Annotated in this window: 14 protein-coding genes; 8 read left to right on the top strand and 6 right to left on the bottom strand. The window is 47.9% G+C overall.

Features of this window, described 5'->3' with window-relative positions; all coding sequences use genetic code 11:
- Nucleotides 1-137: 137 nt before the first annotated feature.
- Nucleotides 138-1,058, top strand: coding sequence for a metallophosphoesterase (locus NX720_RS08680; RefSeq protein WP_262600738.1), 921 nt, complete (start codon nt 138-140; stop codon nt 1,056-1,058).
- Between the two features lie 225 nt (nt 1,059-1,283).
- Here NX720_RS08680 and NX720_RS08675 read toward each other — a convergent pair whose 3' ends face one another.
- From NX720_RS08675 to NX720_RS08660, 4 genes are all read right to left on the bottom strand, one after another.
- The gene (locus tag NX720_RS08675) at nt 1,284-2,483 is read right to left on the bottom strand and encodes an ABC transporter ATP-binding protein (RefSeq protein WP_318654100.1); all 1,200 of its coding nucleotides are present in this window, start codon (nt 2,481-2,483) and stop codon (nt 1,284-1,286) included.
- 7 nt (nt 2,484-2,490) lie between these two features.
- Nucleotides 2,491-2,976: a hypothetical protein gene (locus NX720_RS08670; RefSeq protein ID WP_262600737.1), complete on the bottom strand. Its 486-nt coding sequence runs from the start codon at nt 2,974-2,976 to the stop codon at nt 2,491-2,493.
- 72 nt (nt 2,977-3,048) lie between these two features.
- On the bottom strand, nt 3,049-4,074 hold the full coding sequence (gene lpxD, locus NX720_RS08665; protein WP_262600736.1) for a UDP-3-O-(3-hydroxymyristoyl)glucosamine N-acyltransferase: 1,026 nt from the start codon (nt 4,072-4,074) through the stop codon (nt 3,049-3,051).
- 14 nt (nt 4,075-4,088) lie between these two features.
- Complete coding sequence (locus tag NX720_RS08660; protein WP_262600735.1) at nt 4,089-5,228, bottom strand: hypothetical protein; 1,140 nt, start codon at nt 5,226-5,228, stop codon at nt 4,089-4,091.
- Nucleotides 5,229-5,720: 492 nt separating this feature from the next.
- Here NX720_RS08660 and NX720_RS08655 point away from each other — a divergent pair, with 492 nt between their 5' ends.
- The 7 genes from NX720_RS08655 to NX720_RS08625 all read left to right on the top strand — a co-directional run bounded on the left by NX720_RS08655 (nt 5,721) and on the right by NX720_RS08625 (nt 15,602).
- The gene (locus tag NX720_RS08655) at nt 5,721-6,947 is read left to right on the top strand and encodes a sugar ABC transporter substrate-binding protein (RefSeq protein ID WP_262600734.1); all 1,227 of its coding nucleotides are present in this window, start codon (nt 5,721-5,723) and stop codon (nt 6,945-6,947) included.
- A 162-nt stretch (nt 6,948-7,109) separates the two neighbouring features.
- Nucleotides 7,110-8,396, top strand: a complete 1,287-nt coding sequence (locus tag NX720_RS08650) for a carbohydrate ABC transporter permease (protein WP_262600733.1) — start codon at nt 7,110-7,112, stop codon at nt 8,394-8,396.
- A 2-nt stretch (nt 8,397-8,398) separates the two neighbouring features.
- Nucleotides 8,399-9,232 carry a sugar ABC transporter permease gene (locus NX720_RS08645; RefSeq protein WP_262600732.1) on the top strand — a complete coding sequence of 278 codons (834 nt, stop codon included), beginning with the start codon at nt 8,399-8,401 and terminating at the stop codon, nt 9,230-9,232.
- 8 nt (nt 9,233-9,240) lie between these two features.
- Nucleotides 9,241-11,019 carry a glycoside hydrolase family 13 protein gene (locus NX720_RS08640; protein ID WP_262600731.1) on the top strand — a complete coding sequence of 593 codons (1,779 nt, stop codon included), beginning with the start codon at nt 9,241-9,243 and terminating at the stop codon, nt 11,017-11,019.
- A 106-nt stretch (nt 11,020-11,125) separates the two neighbouring features.
- A complete protein-coding gene (locus tag NX720_RS08635; RefSeq protein ID WP_262600730.1) occupies nt 11,126-11,893 on the top strand; it encodes a TrmB family transcriptional regulator in 768 nt (255 codons plus the stop codon).
- Between the two features lie 39 nt (nt 11,894-11,932).
- Complete coding sequence (locus NX720_RS08630; protein ID WP_262600728.1) at nt 11,933-13,582, top strand: glycoside hydrolase family 43 protein; 1,650 nt, start codon at nt 11,933-11,935, stop codon at nt 13,580-13,582.
- Between the two features lie 220 nt (nt 13,583-13,802).
- Nucleotides 13,803-15,602: a hypothetical protein gene (locus NX720_RS08625; protein WP_262600726.1), complete on the top strand. Its 1,800-nt coding sequence runs from the start codon at nt 13,803-13,805 to the stop codon at nt 15,600-15,602.
- A 33-nt stretch (nt 15,603-15,635) separates the two neighbouring features.
- Here the strand turns inward: NX720_RS08625 and NX720_RS08620 are convergent, their stop codons facing one another.
- Complete coding sequence (locus NX720_RS08620) at nt 15,636-18,110, bottom strand: hypothetical protein (RefSeq protein WP_262600724.1); 2,475 nt, start codon at nt 18,108-18,110, stop codon at nt 15,636-15,638.
- A gap of 53 nt (nt 18,111-18,163) precedes the next feature.
- Nucleotides 18,164-18,715 (bottom strand): YggT family protein, encoded by a 552-nt coding sequence (locus tag NX720_RS08615; RefSeq protein ID WP_262600723.1) that lies wholly within the window; start codon nt 18,713-18,715, stop codon nt 18,164-18,166.
- Nucleotides 18,716-18,738 lie beyond the last annotated feature (23 nt).

Raw genomic sequence — 18,738 nt, 5'->3', positions numbered from 1 at the left:
TCCAGTATATATAGCAGTGCAGATGTAGCAAGTGTAGCGAAGAGTCTCCAAAATGAAATGAGTCTAAAATAGTCTCACAGGGTTTCTGGAGGTTTTGCCTGGGTAACTCTTCGGAATCCATCAAGAGCCTCGTTTTTATGCTTAAAGCGGCATTGTTAATGTTTTCAATAAAAAGTACAGTTGCTTGTGTCACAGCTATGCTGATAACTATGGACTCGGCAGTCATGGCAGAAGAAATAAATATATCTTTGCATTCGGACTTACACAACGAAATGCAAGACCATAGTCTTATAGATGAACCCAAAGTTATATCCTCTGATAAAGCAGATATATTCGTATTAGCAGGAGATATCCATAATGGCATAGAAAGCATTCAGTATGCTAAATCTGTTGCCAAAAAACATAACAAACCGGTTATTTTTATTGCAGGAAACCATGAGTATTATGGCCATGACCTTATAGAAACGGAAAAAATACTTCGGAAAGAATCGAGCAGTGAAGAGAATGTCTATTTTCTGGAGAAAGACAGCATCGTTCTGAATAACATACGTTTCCTTGGCTGTACACTGTGGAGTAATTTTGAGCTTTATGAACAAGTCATCCCCGGAAGCAAAGCTTTTTGCATGGCCTGGTCTGAAGGGAGAATTAACGACTTCAGCAAAATAACGATGAATAATCGCGCCATTAGCAGCGGAGATATGGAAAACCTTAATCAAGACTGTATGCAATGGCTTCAGAAGGAATTCTTAATGCCACACTCAGGGCCTACCGTGGTCATTACACATTTTGCCCCTGTGCCTGATTGTGTGGATGAAAAATGGAAAAAGGAACCCCCGGAATTTAATGAGCTATCACCATATTTTGTAAATAATCTTACTGAATTTATTACAACCTGGCAGCCAGATTTCTGGTTTTATGGACACACCCATAGCAACATCTGTTTGAAAATAGGAAAGACTCAAATAATCTCGAACCAGAAAGGCTATCCCAGTGAAGAAGACAGTACAGGTTATAGGCCAGACATGTTAATTAAAGTGAACTCAGCCAATGCGAATTGAATAAAGAAGCCGGGGCTTAGAATAGATCGCTGTCCGCTGCTGGTTGATTGTCGCAAGGGTTTTCGAGATGGTTTCTTTTGTACGACTCTGGGCTTTTATTCAGACAGTAACACCTTCTAGCCGGCGCAGGTCGATGTCAGCAGTCTAGATACAAGGTTGGGAAGAGCGAAGTGCATAGACGCTTCCCTCGAACCAACCTATTCAGTACATCAGGTTTAATAAGTGTCAGATCAAGCTCTGTCCTGTCTGCCCATCAAACAGGTGACAGGCCTCAACATTCACTTTAAAATTAATCCGTCGTCCAATATCCGCTGTGGTAATGGCCGGACTGGCTGTGCGCGCGATAACCTCATGATCACCCACCTGAAAATATAAATACTTTTCGTTACCCATATTTTCAACAACGGTCAGAAGACCTTCGCAGGTGTTTTCAGCGTCGTCCTGCTCAGTTACCAGATCAATGTGTTCAGGACGTATGCCAAAACAGATGTCTTTTTGTGCGTAGCCACTGATTTTTGCCTGCATGTCCTGTGGCAGTGACAGGGTGACGCCTTCCGCCAGAGTAATACGAGCTTCCTTTTGCTCTCTGTGCAGGGCAACATCCAGAAGATTCATGGCCGGAGAACCAATAAACCCGGCAACAAACCGGTTAGCAGGATGGTTGTAAAGATTTTCCGGCGTATCAACCTGCATGATCTCCCCTTTGTTCAGCACGCAAATACGATCACCAAGGGTTAATGCTTCGGTCTGGTCGTGGGTGACGTAGACCATCGTTGCCGGGTTGCCGTCTTCTTTCAGTTTTTTGTGCAGCTGGGCAATTTTCACCCGCATGGATACCCGGAGTTTGGCATCGAGGTTTGATAAAGGCTCGTCAAACAGAAAGACATCCGGCTTGCGCACAATAGCCCGGCCTACTGCCACCCGTTGCCTTTGACCACCGGACATCTCCTTTGGCTTGCGATCAAGCAGGTCAGTTATTTCAAGCATCTCTGCCGCTTCTTCAACCCTTTGTTTAATCTCTTCTTTGGGGCGCTTCTGCATTTTCAGGCCAAAGGCCATGTTGTCGAATACGGTTTTATGGGGATAAAGCGCATAGTTTTGAAACACCATGGCAATGCCCCTGTCCTTGGCGGCCACCTCATTGACGACCTTGCCACTGATGCTGATTTCACCAGCGGAAATTTTTTCCAGTCCGGCAATCATACGCAGCGTGGTCGATTTGGCACAACCGGAAGGGCCAACGAACACCATGAATTCGCCATCGTGAATATCAAGGTCGATGCCGTGTACAGCCTTGAATCCATTGTCGTACTCTTTTTCAACACTTCTAAGGCTTACGTTAGCCATCCGGTTTTCACTCTCTCGTGGGGTAGTGGCAGAAATACCGCCACAGTCAATAAACAGCAGCGGTCGTGGGGTTATCAATAATGCGTTATGGCTTACACTGCGAGATCATCGCGCGCACTGGCTGACGATTGTCATCGACCTGGAAGCTCCAGACATAGCGGCCTTCAGCAGGAATGATCACGCGGGTGTCTTTCATAAAGCCACCTCTGACCAGCTCGGCTTCCTGACCAACCGTCATACTGCCCTCGCCGGCTGTGTACTGTGGTTTCCAACCCATGCTGGCAAACTGGAAGTTGATGGGGCCTTCTTCCGTATCCATAACCACCTGGTAGATTCCGTTGCCCTTATAAGACATACGACGATGTTCGTCATGCATCCAGTTGCTGTCTGAAAAAGTTCCGGTGACGTACATAGGTGGCCTGATCGGCCCGCTTTCATTAAGGGAAGGCAGGCTGCAATCCGCCAGTGGGCCAGAGCCAACCGGATTAATGTTCTGGTCCACAGACGGGCCACCGGCGCAACCCACCAGGGCTGAAGATAATAATACAGGTAATAAAGCTTTCAGTTTCATGGTCTCTACCTCTCACGCTAACGTTATGATGTACGGCGAAAATGGTTAAAAGGCGACTGCCCTGAATATCGGTCAGGACGAAAAAATAACATCCAGAACTTTTCGGATTTTGCTGCGGCTGCGCAGCGGGGTGCGAGTTTGCCTGGCATCGCCTGTTGTGTTTTGGCTGCTGAGGGCATGGAGTGTTGCCAGTGATTTCATATACTCTCTGGAATCTCTGGCTGGGTAGCCAAACAGTTTGCTGTTTGGGCCACAGGAGCGACTCACCCCGGACTTGCCTTGTATGACACTGTTGTCACCAATGGAGAGGTGCCCGGCAATGGCGACCTGACCATGGACAATAACCCGATTACCAAGACGACTGTGACCGGCTATACCAGACTGAGAAATCATCAGACAGTGTTTTCCTATCTGACAATCGTGTCCGATTTGCACCAGGTTATCGATTTTGGTGCCGTAACCAATAACGGTATCGCCCAGCGTACCCCGGTCGATGGTATTGTTGGCACCTATTTCCACATTGTCTTCAATGATGACCCGGCCAATACTTTCCAGACGCTCATAGGCCTGATTGGCATCAAGCATGTACTCGAAACTGTAATTGCCGATGGAGTTGTTGGAATCAATGGTGACATTGTTGCCAATAACGGTGCCCTCCTTGATAACCGTATTAGCGTGAATGGCGACATTATCGCCGACCTCAACACCGTTCATGATTTTTACCCCAGGCATGAAATGGCAGCCCTTACCAATGCGGGTGTGTTTGCCAATATAAACGTCAGGAAACTCCGAAACATTTCCCTGGTCATGGAGCTGGTACTTTTCTACCTTGTAAGTCCGCAACAACTGATTCATTAATCCAGTATTTAACTGGTCGACAATAACTTTTGATCGGGCTTTCGAAGAGAGTATGTCTTCCGGACCTATGATGATGTCTGCCTGGCACTCATTAATCCTCTTAAGGTCCTGTTTTGACAACACAATGGCAAGGTGTCCGGGAAGGCTGTCCATAACAGAACGAATGGCGGTAAATCCGGTCCCCTTTTCGCCAACTAACCGACCCTTAAGAAAACTGGCAATTTCACAGGCTTCAAACATACTTCAATCTTCTTTTAGAAACGATACAGGGCGTGGGCGTAAACGGTATGGGAATCGATCTTTTTCTTTTTGCCACTGAATTCCGCTTTATTACTGGTTTCCCTGTCGCGAGTGTATTCGTATTCGGCTCGTAGCATCCAGCTCTCCCCGAGGTCTACTTCATAGCCGACCTTGGCTTTTATAACGGTCTTGAAGTAGGTTTCAGCATCTTTCTTTCTGGTTTCGTTCTTGGTGTAACGAAGGTTCAGATAGGCGACCCCACCGTTCTTAATGCTGTAGCGGACGGTCGGCTCAATGTATTTCTCAACAAAACGATCACTGCCGTTGTGAGCTCCTGCACCGGAAAAGTCTTTATTGTCTTTGTCCTGATAGAAAAACTCCAGATCAAACCTGAATCGGCCATAGTTGAAGTAAGGCTTAAACAGGAAACTGTAGCCTCGTTCATCCCGGGAGCCCCAGTCATTATTGTCATAATCAATTCGCAGGTACTCTACATGGCTGTAGAAACCGGCGTTGTATTTATTACTCCAGTAAGTCGCATAGGGCTTGAAGATCTGCTCAAAGGAGTTGGTGTTCATGTGGTTGACATAAGGAGAAGTGATCTTATTGGTGATATACTCCCCTTCATAAGCCAGACCCGCTCCCCAGCCGTGCCCTAAATTGAACGGTTTATCCAGCAGTAACAGGTGCTTGTAAGAATCGGCATTTTCGTAATAATCACTGGTGATGCTGTTTCTTTGTTCCCGGTTCATCTGCTTGAGCGAGTACTTCGCTTTCAGATCCCAGTCGTGCTGATGCAGAAACAGGCCGACAATCTCATTGGTGATGATTCTTTCTTTCTTTTTGCCGCCGTCCCATTCCCGGGTATCCCGATGCTCGTATTCTACGGATGTGCCGATATTACCGGACAGGCTCCAGCCAAAGGGTGAATAAGATGTTTCTTCTGCCGAATCTGTGCAGTTCGTCTCAGTGTATTCGTTAAAGGAACGGTCTCTTTTATAAGCTTCGTAGTTAGCCGCTGAAGAACGCTCCTTATCCGTGTCAATTGAAGCCAGACTCAAATCTGTATTGGGCAGGTTTAAATCACTGGCAGCGACAGCATTGGCAGCTATTACCGTGTTAGCTAAAACAACCGATAAAATTTTCTTATCCACACGTTCCCCTTGAGACTCAAGTATTAAGAGCCCTGTACCGTTTTAAATACAATGTGATATGCCAGAACAAGACATAAGTGTTTCAACACTCTTTTAGGTGTCTGGTATTTTTTAATTGAAAGCTGACTGTTTGATTTTTAGAACACCAATAAATAACGTTCTTCCATTAACATCATGGATGAAGGTTATATAATACTTCTGTTTTAACTATTGATTTATCCGGCTATACAGATAGCCCTGCAAAATATAAAAATCAATGACTCAGTGTTACTCAAACTGTACTAATGACGAACAGAATTAAACTGCTCAAAACGATTTTTTTCAACTCAAAAAATTGATCTTGATCAAGAAAAGCAAACAAAGTAACAAGAAAAAAAATTAAACAACACAATCCGTAAAAAACGTTCAAATGTGGTTGACTCGCTGATTTGGCTGGTAGATCATGAAGTAGTATTTCGTGTACTACTATATTTTGAACGGGTTGATACAGGTATGAACTGTTGGTCCAGAAAAATTGCAGCTGCTTTGTCACTGGTGGTAGCCAGTGTTGGTGTCTGTGAAGAGATATTGCCAGAAAAAAATGCTGAACTCTTGATCTGGACTGATACTCCAACGCTGGAGTACATGAAGTATGCTGCCGGAAAGTTTAATGAAACCTTCGGTTACAACGTCAGTTTCAATTATCGCGCCCTGGCACCGATGAACATCGCCGGTCGTATGATTCAGGATGGCGGCACCGCAAGAGTCGCCGATGTCGGTGAAATCGAACATGACATGCTGGGTAAACTCGTTGTTGGCGGAGCCGTCATGGAAAACCTCGTCAGTGCTGATCGCATTGACAATAATTTTATCGGGGCAGCTGTTACTGCTTCAAAAGCAGAAGGGCTGAGTTACGGTTTTCCGGTAAGCTATGCGACGACCGCCCTGTTTTATAACAAAGATATTTTGACAAAAGCCCCGGAAACCTTTGAAGAACTGATTCAGTTCTCAGGCGGCTTTAATAATCTTCAGGAAAATAAATACACCCTGCTCTGGGACGTTCAGAATTATTACGAATCCCGAATGTTTCTTGCACTGCATGGCGGTTATGAATTCGGTAACAAAGGGATGGACGCCAAAGATATTGGCGTTAACTCCCCTGAAGCCATTAATGGTTTGACTGCCATGAACAAATTAAAAGCGGCGAACAATTCCAACCCGGTGGATATGCGTAACCCCCAGGTTCGTCGTGGACTGTTTAATGAAGGTAAGGTGGCAGCGATTGTTGATGGGCCATGGGCGACAGAAGGCTATTTAAAATCAGGGGTCAATGTCGGCGTTATACCCATGCCGACACTGGAAGGAAAACATCCACGTACCTTCACAACCGTGCGGCTGGCAGTGGTGTCCACTTATTCTGAATACCCAAGGGCGGCGCAATTGTTTGCCGATTTTCTGGCAACAGAAGACATGCTGAAAAAACGTTTTGAAATGACCCGGTTAATTCCACCCATGGAAAACATTATGAGTGAATTGGCTGAAGAGGCCGATGAAGCCAGCCGTGCCTTTATTTCCCAGGGTTACTACGCCGATGCAATGCCGTCGATACCTGAAATGGGCTACGTCTGGTCACCGATGGCTAATGCGATTACTGCTAGCTGGGTAAACGGGCAGGAGCCAAAAAAGGCACTTGATAATGCGTTAAAGGTGATTAAAGAACAGATTTCATTCCAGCAATAAACTGTCAATGTCCGGCTTCTCCACTCATGCCCTTATCTTGTAGGGAGAAGCCTGAAGTTATTCGTCACTATTCGGCTATTGCTCTGATGATCGTTTAGTGGCCGTAATAATGACCATTTAAAACTTTAAATAACAATTCTTTTTTTACTTACCGGAATTTTTATGCATACAACCACCATGCAGCCTGCTGGCTTTGGTGTGCCAGCATCAGTTGTACTGATGGGGTCTACACAGCTGGCAAAAAGGCATTTTATTAAAGGGGGGCTGTTCCTTCTGGCACAGCTGCTGTTCCTCTTTTTTGCCTCGGACATTGCCAGCGCCCTGAAAGGGCTGGTCACACTGGGGGAGGTGACACAACACCGATCAGGGTTCACCATTATCCATGGTGATCACTCTATTCATATGCTGGTTGAAGGCGTGATTGCCCTGTTCGTTTCCCTGGCTTTCCTGTTTACCTATGTAAAAAATGTTCAGGACGCCCGCCGGGTAACTGCTTGCCATGCCAGTTTTGGTGAACAACTGAAAACATTATATGACGACCACTTTCCCGTCATTATGTTAAGTCCGGCAGGGCTGGCGGCTATTGCTTTTATTATTCTGCCCATTGTTATTACGGTACTGGTCTCCCTGACCAACTACGCCGCACCAGGAAATATTCCACCGAGAAACCTCGTGGACTGGGTAGGTTTCCAGAATTTCCGCGCACTGTTTGAACTGAAAATCTGGTCGAGTACATTGCTTGGTGTCGGTAGCTGGACGTTTGTCTGGGCGACCAGTGCCACTATTTTTACCTGTGGTTTTGGCTTTATTCTGGCTTTGGCGCTTTCTAACAGAGACATTGTCGGGCAAAAAATATGGCGCGTTATTTTTATGCTGCCTTATGCCATTCCTGCGTTTGTGACGCTTTTGGTGTTCAGGTTGTTGTTAAATGGCGTTGGCCCGGTCAATGCGCTGCTCAACAGCTGGGGCTTTGACTCTATTGCATTTTTGTCCGATCCCACCCTCGCTAAAATGACCGTAATTGGCGTAGGAGTCTGGGTTGGAGCGCCTTATTTTATGTTGCTGATTTCCGGCGCACTGACGAATATTCCGAAAGAACTGTATGAAGCCAGTGAAGTAGACGGTGCCAGTCGTTTTCAGCAGTTTCGGGAAATTACCCTGCCAATGGTATTGCACCAGGTTGCCCCTTCACTGGTGATGACATTCACGTTTAACTTTAATAACTTCGGAGCCGTTTTCCTGTTAACCGAGGGTGGGCCGATCAACCCGGAATACCGCTTTGCAGGGCATACGGATATTCTGATCACATGGATTTACAAACTCACCCTGGAGTTCCAGCAGTATAATATCGCCTCTGTTGTATCCATCATTATCTTCCTGTTTTTATCACTTATTGCTATCTGGCAATTCAGCCGAATGAAATCGTTCAAGAATGACGTGGGGATGTAACCGTGAATCGATTTATACAAAAGGCCGGTGTCGCTGCGGTTTACTTATTTCTGATCATCAATACCGTCATTGTTTTAGCCCCGGTCATCTGGACGGTAATGGCCTCCTTCAAACCAGGAGTGAATTTGTTCAGCAGTACGTTCACCGGGTTCAGTTTTACCCTTGACCATTATCGGACACTGTTGGCAGAAACCCCCTATGTTCAGTGGTATAAAAATACGTTTTTCCTGGCAACCAGCAATATGGTCATCTCGCTGCTGGTGGTGACGATAACGGCTTTTATTTTCTCCCGTTATCGCTTCAAAGGTAAGCGCAACGTATTGATGGGCATTCTGGTTATCCAGATGTTCCCGGCGTTCCTGTCCATGACGGCTATTTACGTTTTGCTGTCAAAGCTGAACCTGATTGATACCTTCGCCGGTTTGCTGTTTGTTTACGTCAGCGGTTCCCTGCCCTTTATGACCTGGCTGGTGAAAGGGTATTTTGATGCCATTCCCACCTCGCTGGATGAGGCGGCGAAAATTGACGGTGCCGGACATCTGACCATTTTCTTTGACATTATCCTGCCACTGGCAAGACCCATCCTGGTCTTTGTTGGACTAACGTCGTTCACTGCGCCCTGGATGGACTTTATTCTGCCAACCCTGATTTTACGCAGTGAAGAAAAAATGACACTGGCTATCGGCATTTTCCAGTGGATTGCCAGCAACTCAGCTGAAAACTATACCCTGTTTTCCGCAGGGGCCTTGCTGGTCGCTATCCCGATTACCATTTTGTTTGTGGCAACTCAAAAACATATTACCGTTGGTCTTGTCAGCGGAGCCGTGAAGGAGTGAAGGGCTCAATGATTACAGAAAGCGCCTTGATGCATAACCCGAAAAGTACACAATGTTATGCCTACAATGATGAGACACTGCACGTTCGCCTGCGCTGTGCGAAAGATGAAATCGATAAAGTTGTCCTCTGGATAGGCGACCCCTACGAATGGGCGGTTGGCGGTCTGGACGGCGGCAACCTGGGGGGCAGTGATGCCCACGGCTGGACCGGGGGGCGTGAGGTTTCCATGGTTCTGGAAGGTGAAACGCAAAATCACGAGTGCTGGTTTGCCGAGTTCACGCCACCGAAACGTCGTGCTCGTTATGGCTTCATTCTTTACAGCAAGTGTGGTCAGCAAAAGCTGCTGTTTGGCGAGAAACGCTGTGTTGAGATCAGCGACGAATCCGTTGCTGAGGTGGAATTAAGCGACCTGAGCAACTTTTACTGCTTTCCTTACATTAACCCCCGGGATGTGCTGAAAACACCGGAGTGGGTAAAAGGAACCGTCTGGTATCATATTTTTCCGGAACGCTTCTGCAATGGCCGTCCGGAGATTTCCCCGGCAAACGTTCAGCCCTGGGGCACTGAGCCGGACCACCATAACTTTATGGGCGGTGACCTCTGGGGTGTAATTGAAAAGCTGGATTACCTTGAAAGCCTTGGTGTCAACGGCCTTTACTTCTGCCCCATTTTTATCGCCAGTGCCAACCATAAATACGACACGGTGGATTACTTCAATGTCGACCCGCACTTTGGCGGTAATGAAGCTTTTAAAACCCTGGTAAAAGAAGCTCACCAGCGTGGCATGAAAATCATGCTGGATGCGGTATTCAACCATATGGGTGATCAACACCCTATCTGGCTGGATGTGGTGGAAAAAGGCAAAGATTCAGCATACGCCGACTGGTTCTGGGTCAAAGAGTTTCCGGTTTACGAAGACAAGCCTCGTGACCAGTGGGACGGCACTAACCTGCGTTATGAAACCTTCGGTAACGTGGCGGCCATGCCAAAACTCAATACCGAAAATGAAGCGTGCCGAAACTATCTGCTGGATATTGCACGACACTGGGTTAAAGAGTTTGATATCGACGGCTGGCGTCTGGATGTCTGCAATGAAGTGGATCATGCTTTCTGGCGCGACTTCCGTCAGGTAATAAAAGGGGTTAAGCCTGATTGTTACATTCTGGGTGAAGTCTGGCACGACGCTTCGGCATGGCTGTCCGGCGACCAGTACGACTCGGTGATGAACTACCCGATGACCCAGGCGATTCTTGACTACTTTGCCTTGAATTCCCGCAGCAAGCAGGAGTTTATCTGGGACGTGAACCGCTCCTACACCTCCTATCCTCATCATGTGAATGAGGCGATGTTTAACCTGCTTGACAGCCACGACACATCGCGCATCCTGCACCTGTGTGGCGGCAATAAGGACAAGGCAAAACTCGCCTACCTGTTCATGTTTACCCAGGTGGGAACCCCCTGTGTCTACTATGGCGGTGAAGTCGCTCTCAGTGGCGGTCGTGGTGATGGCAGCGAAGCGAACCGACGCTGCATGATATGGGATAAAGACAGTCAGGACTTGTCGTTTATGGCATTCATTAAAGAACTGATTGATCTGCGCAAGTCACAACCTGACCTGAACACCCCAACCATTCAATGGCTGGAAGTTGATAATGATGACTGTGTCGCCTACCAGCGTGGGCAGCTGGAGATTGTTATCAATAATTCTGAGCAGCCGCAGGTTGTGCAGGTGAACAATGAAACGCTGTCCCTGCCGCCTTATGGATACAGAATTTCCGGGAATTAATCCCGGGTAAACCGGCACTATTTTCCTGTCCGGCAGCAGGGTTGTTCTACATGGCTGTCCGGACGGGCTCACCGGTACACTATTCATTATGTTATGAGATTTTAATGTGGCTGAACTGATCAATAAGTTAATGTCCTTCGGGCTGACCAGAACCGATGCCCTGGTTTACATTAACCTGCTCCAGCATGGGCAGGCCAGTGGCTACAAGATTGGCAAAGACCTTTCACTGGCACGATCTTCGGTTTATTCCTCCATTGATACCCTGTACCAGCAGGGCTATATATTCATGATTGAAGGGGCGACCAAGGAATACGAAGCCAAGTCTCCCGAGCTGATCCTGAGCCAGATTAAGAAAAAGACCCTTGAGGATATTGCGGTCTTAAAGAAAGAATTGTCAGAACTGACGGTAGAAAAGGCAGCACCCTTTATTTATAACCTGACGGGCTATGACAACCTGCTTCTGAAAGCGAAAGAACTGATTAACGGCAGTGTTGATGAGCTTTATATCAATACTGACTTCAACCTTGAACTATTCAGTGAAGAGCTGGGCAATGCGGTAGAAAGGGGCGTAAGGGTATTGTGCTTTTCCTTTAACAAGCTTGATGCGCCTGTAGAGGGCATTGAAATCTACTGCCGCAATGAAGTACCTGAACAAGAATACCCCTCCAGACGTTTCATGCTGGTCTCAGACATTCAGGAAGCCCTGATCTTTTCCAACCTTGATCGTGCCAAGGGTATTTATACCAACGAAAAGCTCTTTACCAGAATCATTAGCGAACACATTCACAGTGACGTTTACCTCTCTGAGCTGATGCACGACAAAGAGTTCAGGCCAGCCCACAAACCAACGGCCCATGAAAACGAACCTTTCTGAAAGGCCCTCACCGTTTAAACCCGTACCGGAAACTTAATCATGTCCTTCACTAACCCGATACTGCCGGGGGCTTACCCCGATCCCTCCATCTGCCGGGTTGGAGATGACTTTTATATGGTCAACTCCTCCTTCGAGATGTTTCCCGGCCTGCCCATCCATCATAGCCGTGATCTCGTCAACTGGGAGCTGGTCGGCCACGGCCTGCACAGGAAAGAACAATGCATTGACCCGATCTGTCTGACCGATGTTCAGTCCGACGGTGGTATTCATGCGCCTACCATGCGCTATCACAAGGGCTTGTTCTATATCATCACCACCAACGTTTATGTTCCTCAGGATTGTCCGGAAGGGTTTAACCCCTGTAAGAACTTTATCATCACTGCCAAAGACCCGGCTGGCCCATGGTCAGAGCCGCAGGTCATTGACGGCGCTCCGGGCATTGATCCGGATATATTCTTCGACGGCGATGGCAGAGTATGGTACGTAGGGACACATACTCCGGAAGATCAGGCGTATCCCGGCCAGGGGGAAATCTGGCTGCAGGAGCTGGACCTTGCAACCGTCAGCCTCAAAGGTGAAAGGCACTTTCTCTGGCGTGGCACTGGCGGCGACTGGGTCGAAGGGCCGCATATTTACAAATACAACGACCGCTATTACCTGATGACGGCGGAAGGCGGAACCGGTTTTAATCATGCGGTCACTGTCGCCAGTAGCGCCACCATCACCGGCCCTTATGTCAGCAACCCCAAAAACCCTGTTTTAACCTCCCGTCATCTTGGTCTTGACTATTGGGTCAACAGCACAGGGCATGGTGACCTTGTACAGCTCAGTGATGGCCGCTGGTTTATGGTGTGTCTGGGTATTCGTAACGACATCGAGGGACGTTCAAACATGGGGCGGGAAACCCATCTGGTGCCTGTCACCTGGGAAGCCGACCACTACGGTATTGATGAGAATAAATCGGACATCCTCTGGCCTGTGTGCGCGCCGGGAACCGGACGCGTTGAGAAGTGTGCCGAACGGCCTTTTGCAAGCGCTCCATTAAACGACAAAAATCATTTTGTTGATGATTTTTCCACACCAGAACTTAGTAAGGAGTGGACTTACAGAAGGGTTCCCCGGGCGGCTACCTGTGAGGTACTGCCAGAACAGAAGCGACTGAGAATCCGCAGTGGCAAGCCCGTTGGCGAACGGGTGAGCGCCAGTCTGGCAGGGTTTAGGCAGAAGCAGAGTCATTTTCGTTTTCAGGCCACCCTGCACCTGCCAGAAACCTTTGAAAACAGTGAAAGTGGTATTGGCCTGATTCAGAAAGACGACCATCATCTGTTGATGTCATTGATGAAAAAAGGCGCTAATCCTGAGCTTGCTGTGACACTCAATGGCGAACAGCTGGCGGTTTCAGAGCTGCCTTCAGGCATTCGGGATTTACAGTTAATGATAACCTGTGACCAGAATGGCTATCACTGCAGTTATGCAGTGGCTACAGAAAGCAATAGCGAACAGATCGGTGTTATAAAGAACATTCCGGTCAACACTATGCTGTCAAGGTATTACACCGGCGCTCTGTGTTGTTTGCATAGCTCGCTGGATAGCTCTCTAGATAGCTCTCTGAAATCAGAATCCGCTATTGAGTTTGTTGATTTCTCAAAAGTACGTTTTGAGCCTGTTCTCACAGCGACTGTATGCTGAAGCTGACACCCCACCCACCTGATTTCGGTGGGTGATTCCTTATTTCATACTGAAGAAGACTGATTCGGGTATAATGCGAAATCTTGGCTATTCTAACACTCTGGTAAACACGACTTAACTAGAGCGAGGCAGTATGAATCGTCCTTTTTATACAGCTTCACAGAAAGCAATTAATCGTTTATTGCTCATTTTCCCCTTTGTGCTAACACCTGTCACAACGATGGCAAAATCTTCAGCTGAAGGTATTAGTCGCATTTTTCCTGTTGCTTCAGCCGTAGCGGGTTTTGCCAATTTCTATAACCTCGGAAGCATCTTGTCTGAGCAGGCAGAACGAAAGCGCATTATTGAAAACGACCTCGTTAAACGTGGAGAAATGCTGCGAATAGCAAATTCTGATGGTGATGGCGCAGTTGAAAGTGCACGTTATTCTTATCTTCAGAGCGTTGACGGCATCACCCCTGACGAGCGCAGGGAAATAGACGTCACTCTCAAGTTAGGTCAGGAGGATGAATCTAAAAACGGAGATAACCCATACAAAGTGGTCTCTCCTGATTCTGCCCGATTATCGGTCGGTGGTTGTATCCCTTTTGATACCAGCCTCTACACAGATAAGACAAGAGAAGCCAGTAAGGTCGTTTTATCTCGCATCACCTCTTTCGTTGGCTCGAACGGTGGCGCAGCTTCTGGCGCAGGCTCGCAGTCAGGCTCCCAAAGTACAGAATCTGCGGCAAGCGGAGAATCGACAGGTTGCCAGAGTCAGGAGCACCTCCCTGTTTTGTGTACTATGAACTCCTTTCCCCGCATTCCTGAACTGCTTGAGGATGAAAAAACGCCTTTTACTGACAAGACTTTGGTGGTTGAGGGACTGCATCAAGAATCTTCCCGTGCCTGGGTTAATGCAGGCCTGCTTGCGGCACTGTTTCCTTTGATAAAAGAAAAAATGGAGAGCGGTGAAGTAGGCGGTCATTCCGTCCGCCTTAATGAAGAGCAGGATACAGATCCTCCGGCAATCGTTATCAGGGCTTCGCCTGACATTAGCTATCTGGACTTGATCAGATCAATTTACCTTGTTTGTTTAGTGCGTACTGAAAATGGATTGAAGGCTGTAGAACAAGAAATAAAATCATTAGCGGCGAATGGATTCATAAAAATTCTTGCTTCATTATCCCACCTTTCCAGCACAAAAAATCTGACCAATGAATGCAAGTCGGTGGCTGACATTATTTTAAAAAACATTGAACCCAAAATCGTTCAGAAGATGTACAAAACCTGCTTTGAAAAAAGTGGCTACTTTTATCGTGACGAGCCAAGAAGCTTTCAGGCAAGACAGGCCACCCAGTCAGGTTTGACAGTAGAGCCTTTGGTTTATGTTCAGGTGGCTATAGATGAGCCAGAAGAGGAGATGGAAGAAGAGCTTGAAGAGGAGATGGAAGAAGAGCTTGAAGATGAGATGGAGCAGGAGTGGAGCAACAAAGAAAATGAAGGAGGTATATACAAGGCAGAGGTTTACGAATGCCTTTATGAGTACATAAACCAACAGACCGATTATTTTAAGGCCATAATTGCCGAGAAGAGGCTTGCGGTTAGTATTATCAACCGGCTACTGAACATTCAGCTAAGGTTGTTTGGCCTGTTTGTCAGTCAAGATAGACTGGAGCCCCTGAAACAGTTAAGTACAGCCAACTACACTCCGGACGCTGATGTACAGCTTCACCCAGATCCCTTTCCAGAGCTGCAGCACCCATTTCCAAATCTTTCTGGGGACAGGGACTATCCGCTTGCTGTGGTTGTCTACGATCCTTATGCACATGGTTTTGGTAAAAATAATAGCGATGGAAAAGAGAACATTTCACTTCCTGATTTATGTTACCCCAGTGTCGTTTTGGACACTTTGTATATAATGGAAGAGGAAAGTCGATCTTGCACTTTCAGCTATGTAGATTATGCCCACCCAACCAGAGCCGGGTACATTATGCGCCGACTATGCGGGTGCCATGATGGCCCGGCAAACAAGTGGTGAAAAGACAAGAGCATTATGTACGACTTTTGGCGTTTATTCGGGGAGTGACACTTCCCCGGCCAGCTCCATAATCGTTTTCCGCATCATAATCAGCTGCCTGGCTGACAGGCTCTCCTGAGCCTTGTCCCAGTTATCGGGAATAGCGTTACGGAGTTTCTCAACAAGGTTTCTGGCATCGACGCTGGTTTCTGCCTGAGTCTCCAGCCATTGCAGCCAGCGCAGGTCGATAGTGGCTTCGTGCAGGTCTAGCAGGCGCTTGTGAATATCCATGGTGTCCGGGCAGCTTTCCAGCCATGGATACAGGTAAATGACATCGCCTTCGCGGCCATCGGTGGGGTCAAAGGGGTCAGCGGTAGGCATGCGACCATGCCATTGCAGATAACCGTCCGGATTGCTTTTCCAGAGGTAGAATCCGGCTGCCAGCCTTGGCACGGGCATATTGTAGAGCCAGACCTTACTGTTTTTTTTCAGCTTCTCAATCACCGCTTTGCTGACACCGAAGCCATGATTCAGAATCACCAGATCGGTAATACCGAGCAGCTCTTTTTGTCTGGGGTTGTTGAGGTGCCCGGCGGTTTTCATATCCAGGGACTGGCTGTGTAGCTTGATGGCAGTGTCTTTGATGGCAGAGAACCTATCCGGGTGAGGCTCGTCGTAAATCGACCAGTAAGGCGTTTCCAGCTGGGAGACAGCCGCAGCGTCCCGAACGCTGGAAAGAGATTGCAGGGCTTCATCATCAGGTTGGATCGACAACAGGCGTTTGAGTGGCACATAAGCCAGAGTGGGCCCCTGAAAACCGAACTGCTGAATTTGTTTCAGCTGGTTAATCAGTTTTTTTCTGTGATCCTCATTAACAGGCGTTTCCAGAGACGGGGCTACATTGGTGAAGCCCATTGACCTGAGTAGAGAGAGATCGCAGGCGGCGGCAAGGGATTTAAGCTTGCGTTTTTCGGGGAACCATTCATAAAACGGCGCATGTTCCAGATAAAGCCCGACAGAGTGCTTCATATCGGGCAGATCGACAGGCATCACATCGACGGCAAACTCCACCACTTTCAACGCCCCTTTGCTTAACAGTTGCAGGCTGCCTGTATAGATACCCGGTTCCGTGTCTGGGGGGATTTCCACTTGCAGGTAAAGGTGGCGTGGTAATTCCGGAGTGAGGGTCATGCGGGTGAGGTCGGCACGAAGGTAACTGTCTGCGGCCACCAGCCTGTTGGCATTCGGATGAGGGCGCTCAAAGCGCCAGTGACCATAACGGGATTTAAGGGCCAGCTTTTGTCCCTGACTGTTTCGAGGGTTGGCAATGGCAATGACTGGATGGTTGTCAGGCTCCGGACTGTTGATCCGGAAATTAAGGTTTAGTAATGAGTTTCTGGCCGTTGGGTAGACTTTATAGGTTTCTAAATTGGTTGATGGCTGTTCTGACTCATCGCTGATGCTGAGTTTCTGCGGACGGGGGAAGCCGGGGAGGGTGGCAGGCCAGCTTTCCATAAAACGTGCTTGTCGCTGTTTGTCTGCATCCGCCGCAAACTGACCATCCAGAGGTTCAAGCACCAGACCGGCCGCATAGCGGGCAGCGCGGTCGCCAATCCACTCAATCGTGAACTGGTTGTCGGTAATAGTGACTGTCGATGTTACCGGTCTGGTTCTGCGTTCTCCTATCAGTTGCCACTGGTCTCCATCAATCACGGCTTCTTTTTTAGCACCGGCAAAATAAACCTCCGATAGCCACTGGCTGGTGTTGTAGCTTTCGTCGACAATGGTTTGTCCCTGAACCCGTACTTTTCTTTGCATAAAGTGTGGCAGATACTCCCATTCTCCCTGCTCCTGCAACCAGATTGTCAGCTTCCATTGTCCGTTTTCCCAGGGTGCAGAGAAGGAGTCAATACCTTCCAGTCCATCTTGCATCAATGCGTCGCCGGAAGGACGAAAACGCTGTAACAGCGCTCCGCTGAGTCGCTTATCCCTGGCTGTCACTGGTTCAAATCCGGGAAACACCGGACTGTCCTCTCTACCAAAATCCAGGGCCATAACCTTTTTCGGGCGAGGTGGCGGAGGGGTTATCCGGGCGTGTGTCAGAACCATATCGTCACTGCTTCCGGCGGTGAAGATGATCATCTTGGTGTAAGGGAGAGTCAGTGGCTGCTTGCCAGAGGTTTTCAGACCCGTCATGGGAACGGTCAGGGAGAATGTCCCTGGTTGTATACTGAATTGCCGGTTATAGCGGGTGTAATAATTCTTTGAGCGATTATTGTCGATGCGGACAATCAGAATCAAAACCGAGTCACTGTTGTTCTGACCTTTAATTTGTAACTCATAACCGGGTTTGATCCTTAGCCCCTTCAGATAATGGGTGTAAGGCATGTCAGTTTCTGAATTGACCAGCATTTCACCACTGTTTTTGGTCGTGTCTGCGGTGGCAAAAAAGCAGGCGGTCAGCAATAAAACTGCGACACTCTGAAACACAGGTAGAGAGGAGCGGCGGAAAAGCGTATCCGATGCCATGAGTTATCCACAAGTTGATCAACTACTAATAGCATCGGAACCGCAGGGCAAGATTAAAGAGCGGCGATAAAGTTTTTCAGGGTAATAATGATCAGAACCAGTACCATCAGGGAAAAGTCCAGACCACCTACGGGGGGAATGATCTTGCGAATACGGCTGGACAGGGGCTCGGTAATCTGGTGCAGCAACATCAGCCCTGGGTTGTAGCTGCCAGCGGCTACCCAGCTGGCAATGGCAATAACAATCAGGCTGAACATGTAGATGTTCAGAACTTCAACAGCCAGTTCTCTCAGGCTCAGGAACAGCACTGTGGGAAATGGGATGGCAGCCAGGGCAAAACCTTGCAGCATATACAGGGCGTAGATCAGGCCGATTTGCAGTGCCAGTGCCAGTACCAGCGAGGCAATGTCCATTCCACCAACGCCGGGGATGATTTTGCGCAATGGGTTCAGCAACGGTGCAGTGATTTTAACAATGGCCTGAGAAATCGGGTTGTAAAAATCGGCACGAACCAGCTGCAGAATAAACCGCAGCAATACCGCCATGATATACAGACTACCCAGAATCTGAATCAGGAAGACCAGGCTGGAAGAGAGTGCTGACATAAATATCCTTCAAAAAAATAGCA

This window comes from Endozoicomonas euniceicola, from assembly GCF_025562755.1.
GTDB classification, from domain to species: domain Bacteria; phylum Pseudomonadota; class Gammaproteobacteria; order Pseudomonadales; family Endozoicomonadaceae; genus Endozoicomonas_A; species Endozoicomonas_A euniceicola.
This window is presented reverse-complemented; position numbering and strand designations above follow the sequence as displayed.

Bases quoted from the DNA above. Each gene is read 5' to 3' on its own strand.
- NX720_RS08650 (WP_262600733.1), top strand. From the start codon at position 7,110: ATGCATACAACCACCATGCAGCCTGCTGGCTTTGGTGTGCCAGCATCA.
- NX720_RS08640 (WP_262600731.1), top strand. From the start codon at position 9,241: ATGATTACAGAAAGCGCCTTGATGCATAACCCGAAAAGTACACAATGT.
- NX720_RS08625 (WP_262600726.1), top strand. From the start codon at position 13,803: ATGGCAAAATCTTCAGCTGAAGGTATTAGTCGCATTTTTCCTGTTGCT.
- lpxD (WP_262600736.1), bottom strand. From the start codon at position 4,074: ATGTTTGAAGCCTGTGAAATTGCCAGTTTTCTTAAGGGTCGGTTAGTT.
- NX720_RS08680 (WP_262600738.1), top strand. From the start codon at position 138: ATGCTTAAAGCGGCATTGTTAATGTTTTCAATAAAAAGTACAGTTGCT.
- NX720_RS08655 (WP_262600734.1), top strand. From the start codon at position 5,721: ATGAACTGTTGGTCCAGAAAAATTGCAGCTGCTTTGTCACTGGTGGTA.
- NX720_RS08670 (WP_262600737.1), bottom strand. From the start codon at position 2,976: ATGAAACTGAAAGCTTTATTACCTGTATTATTATCTTCAGCCCTGGTG.
- NX720_RS08630 (WP_262600728.1), top strand. From the start codon at position 11,933: ATGTCCTTCACTAACCCGATACTGCCGGGGGCTTACCCCGATCCCTCC.
- NX720_RS08620 (WP_262600724.1), bottom strand. From the start codon at position 18,110: ATGGCATCGGATACGCTTTTCCGCCGCTCCTCTCTACCTGTGTTTCAG.
- NX720_RS08615 (WP_262600723.1), bottom strand. From the start codon at position 18,715: ATGTCAGCACTCTCTTCCAGCCTGGTCTTCCTGATTCAGATTCTGGGT.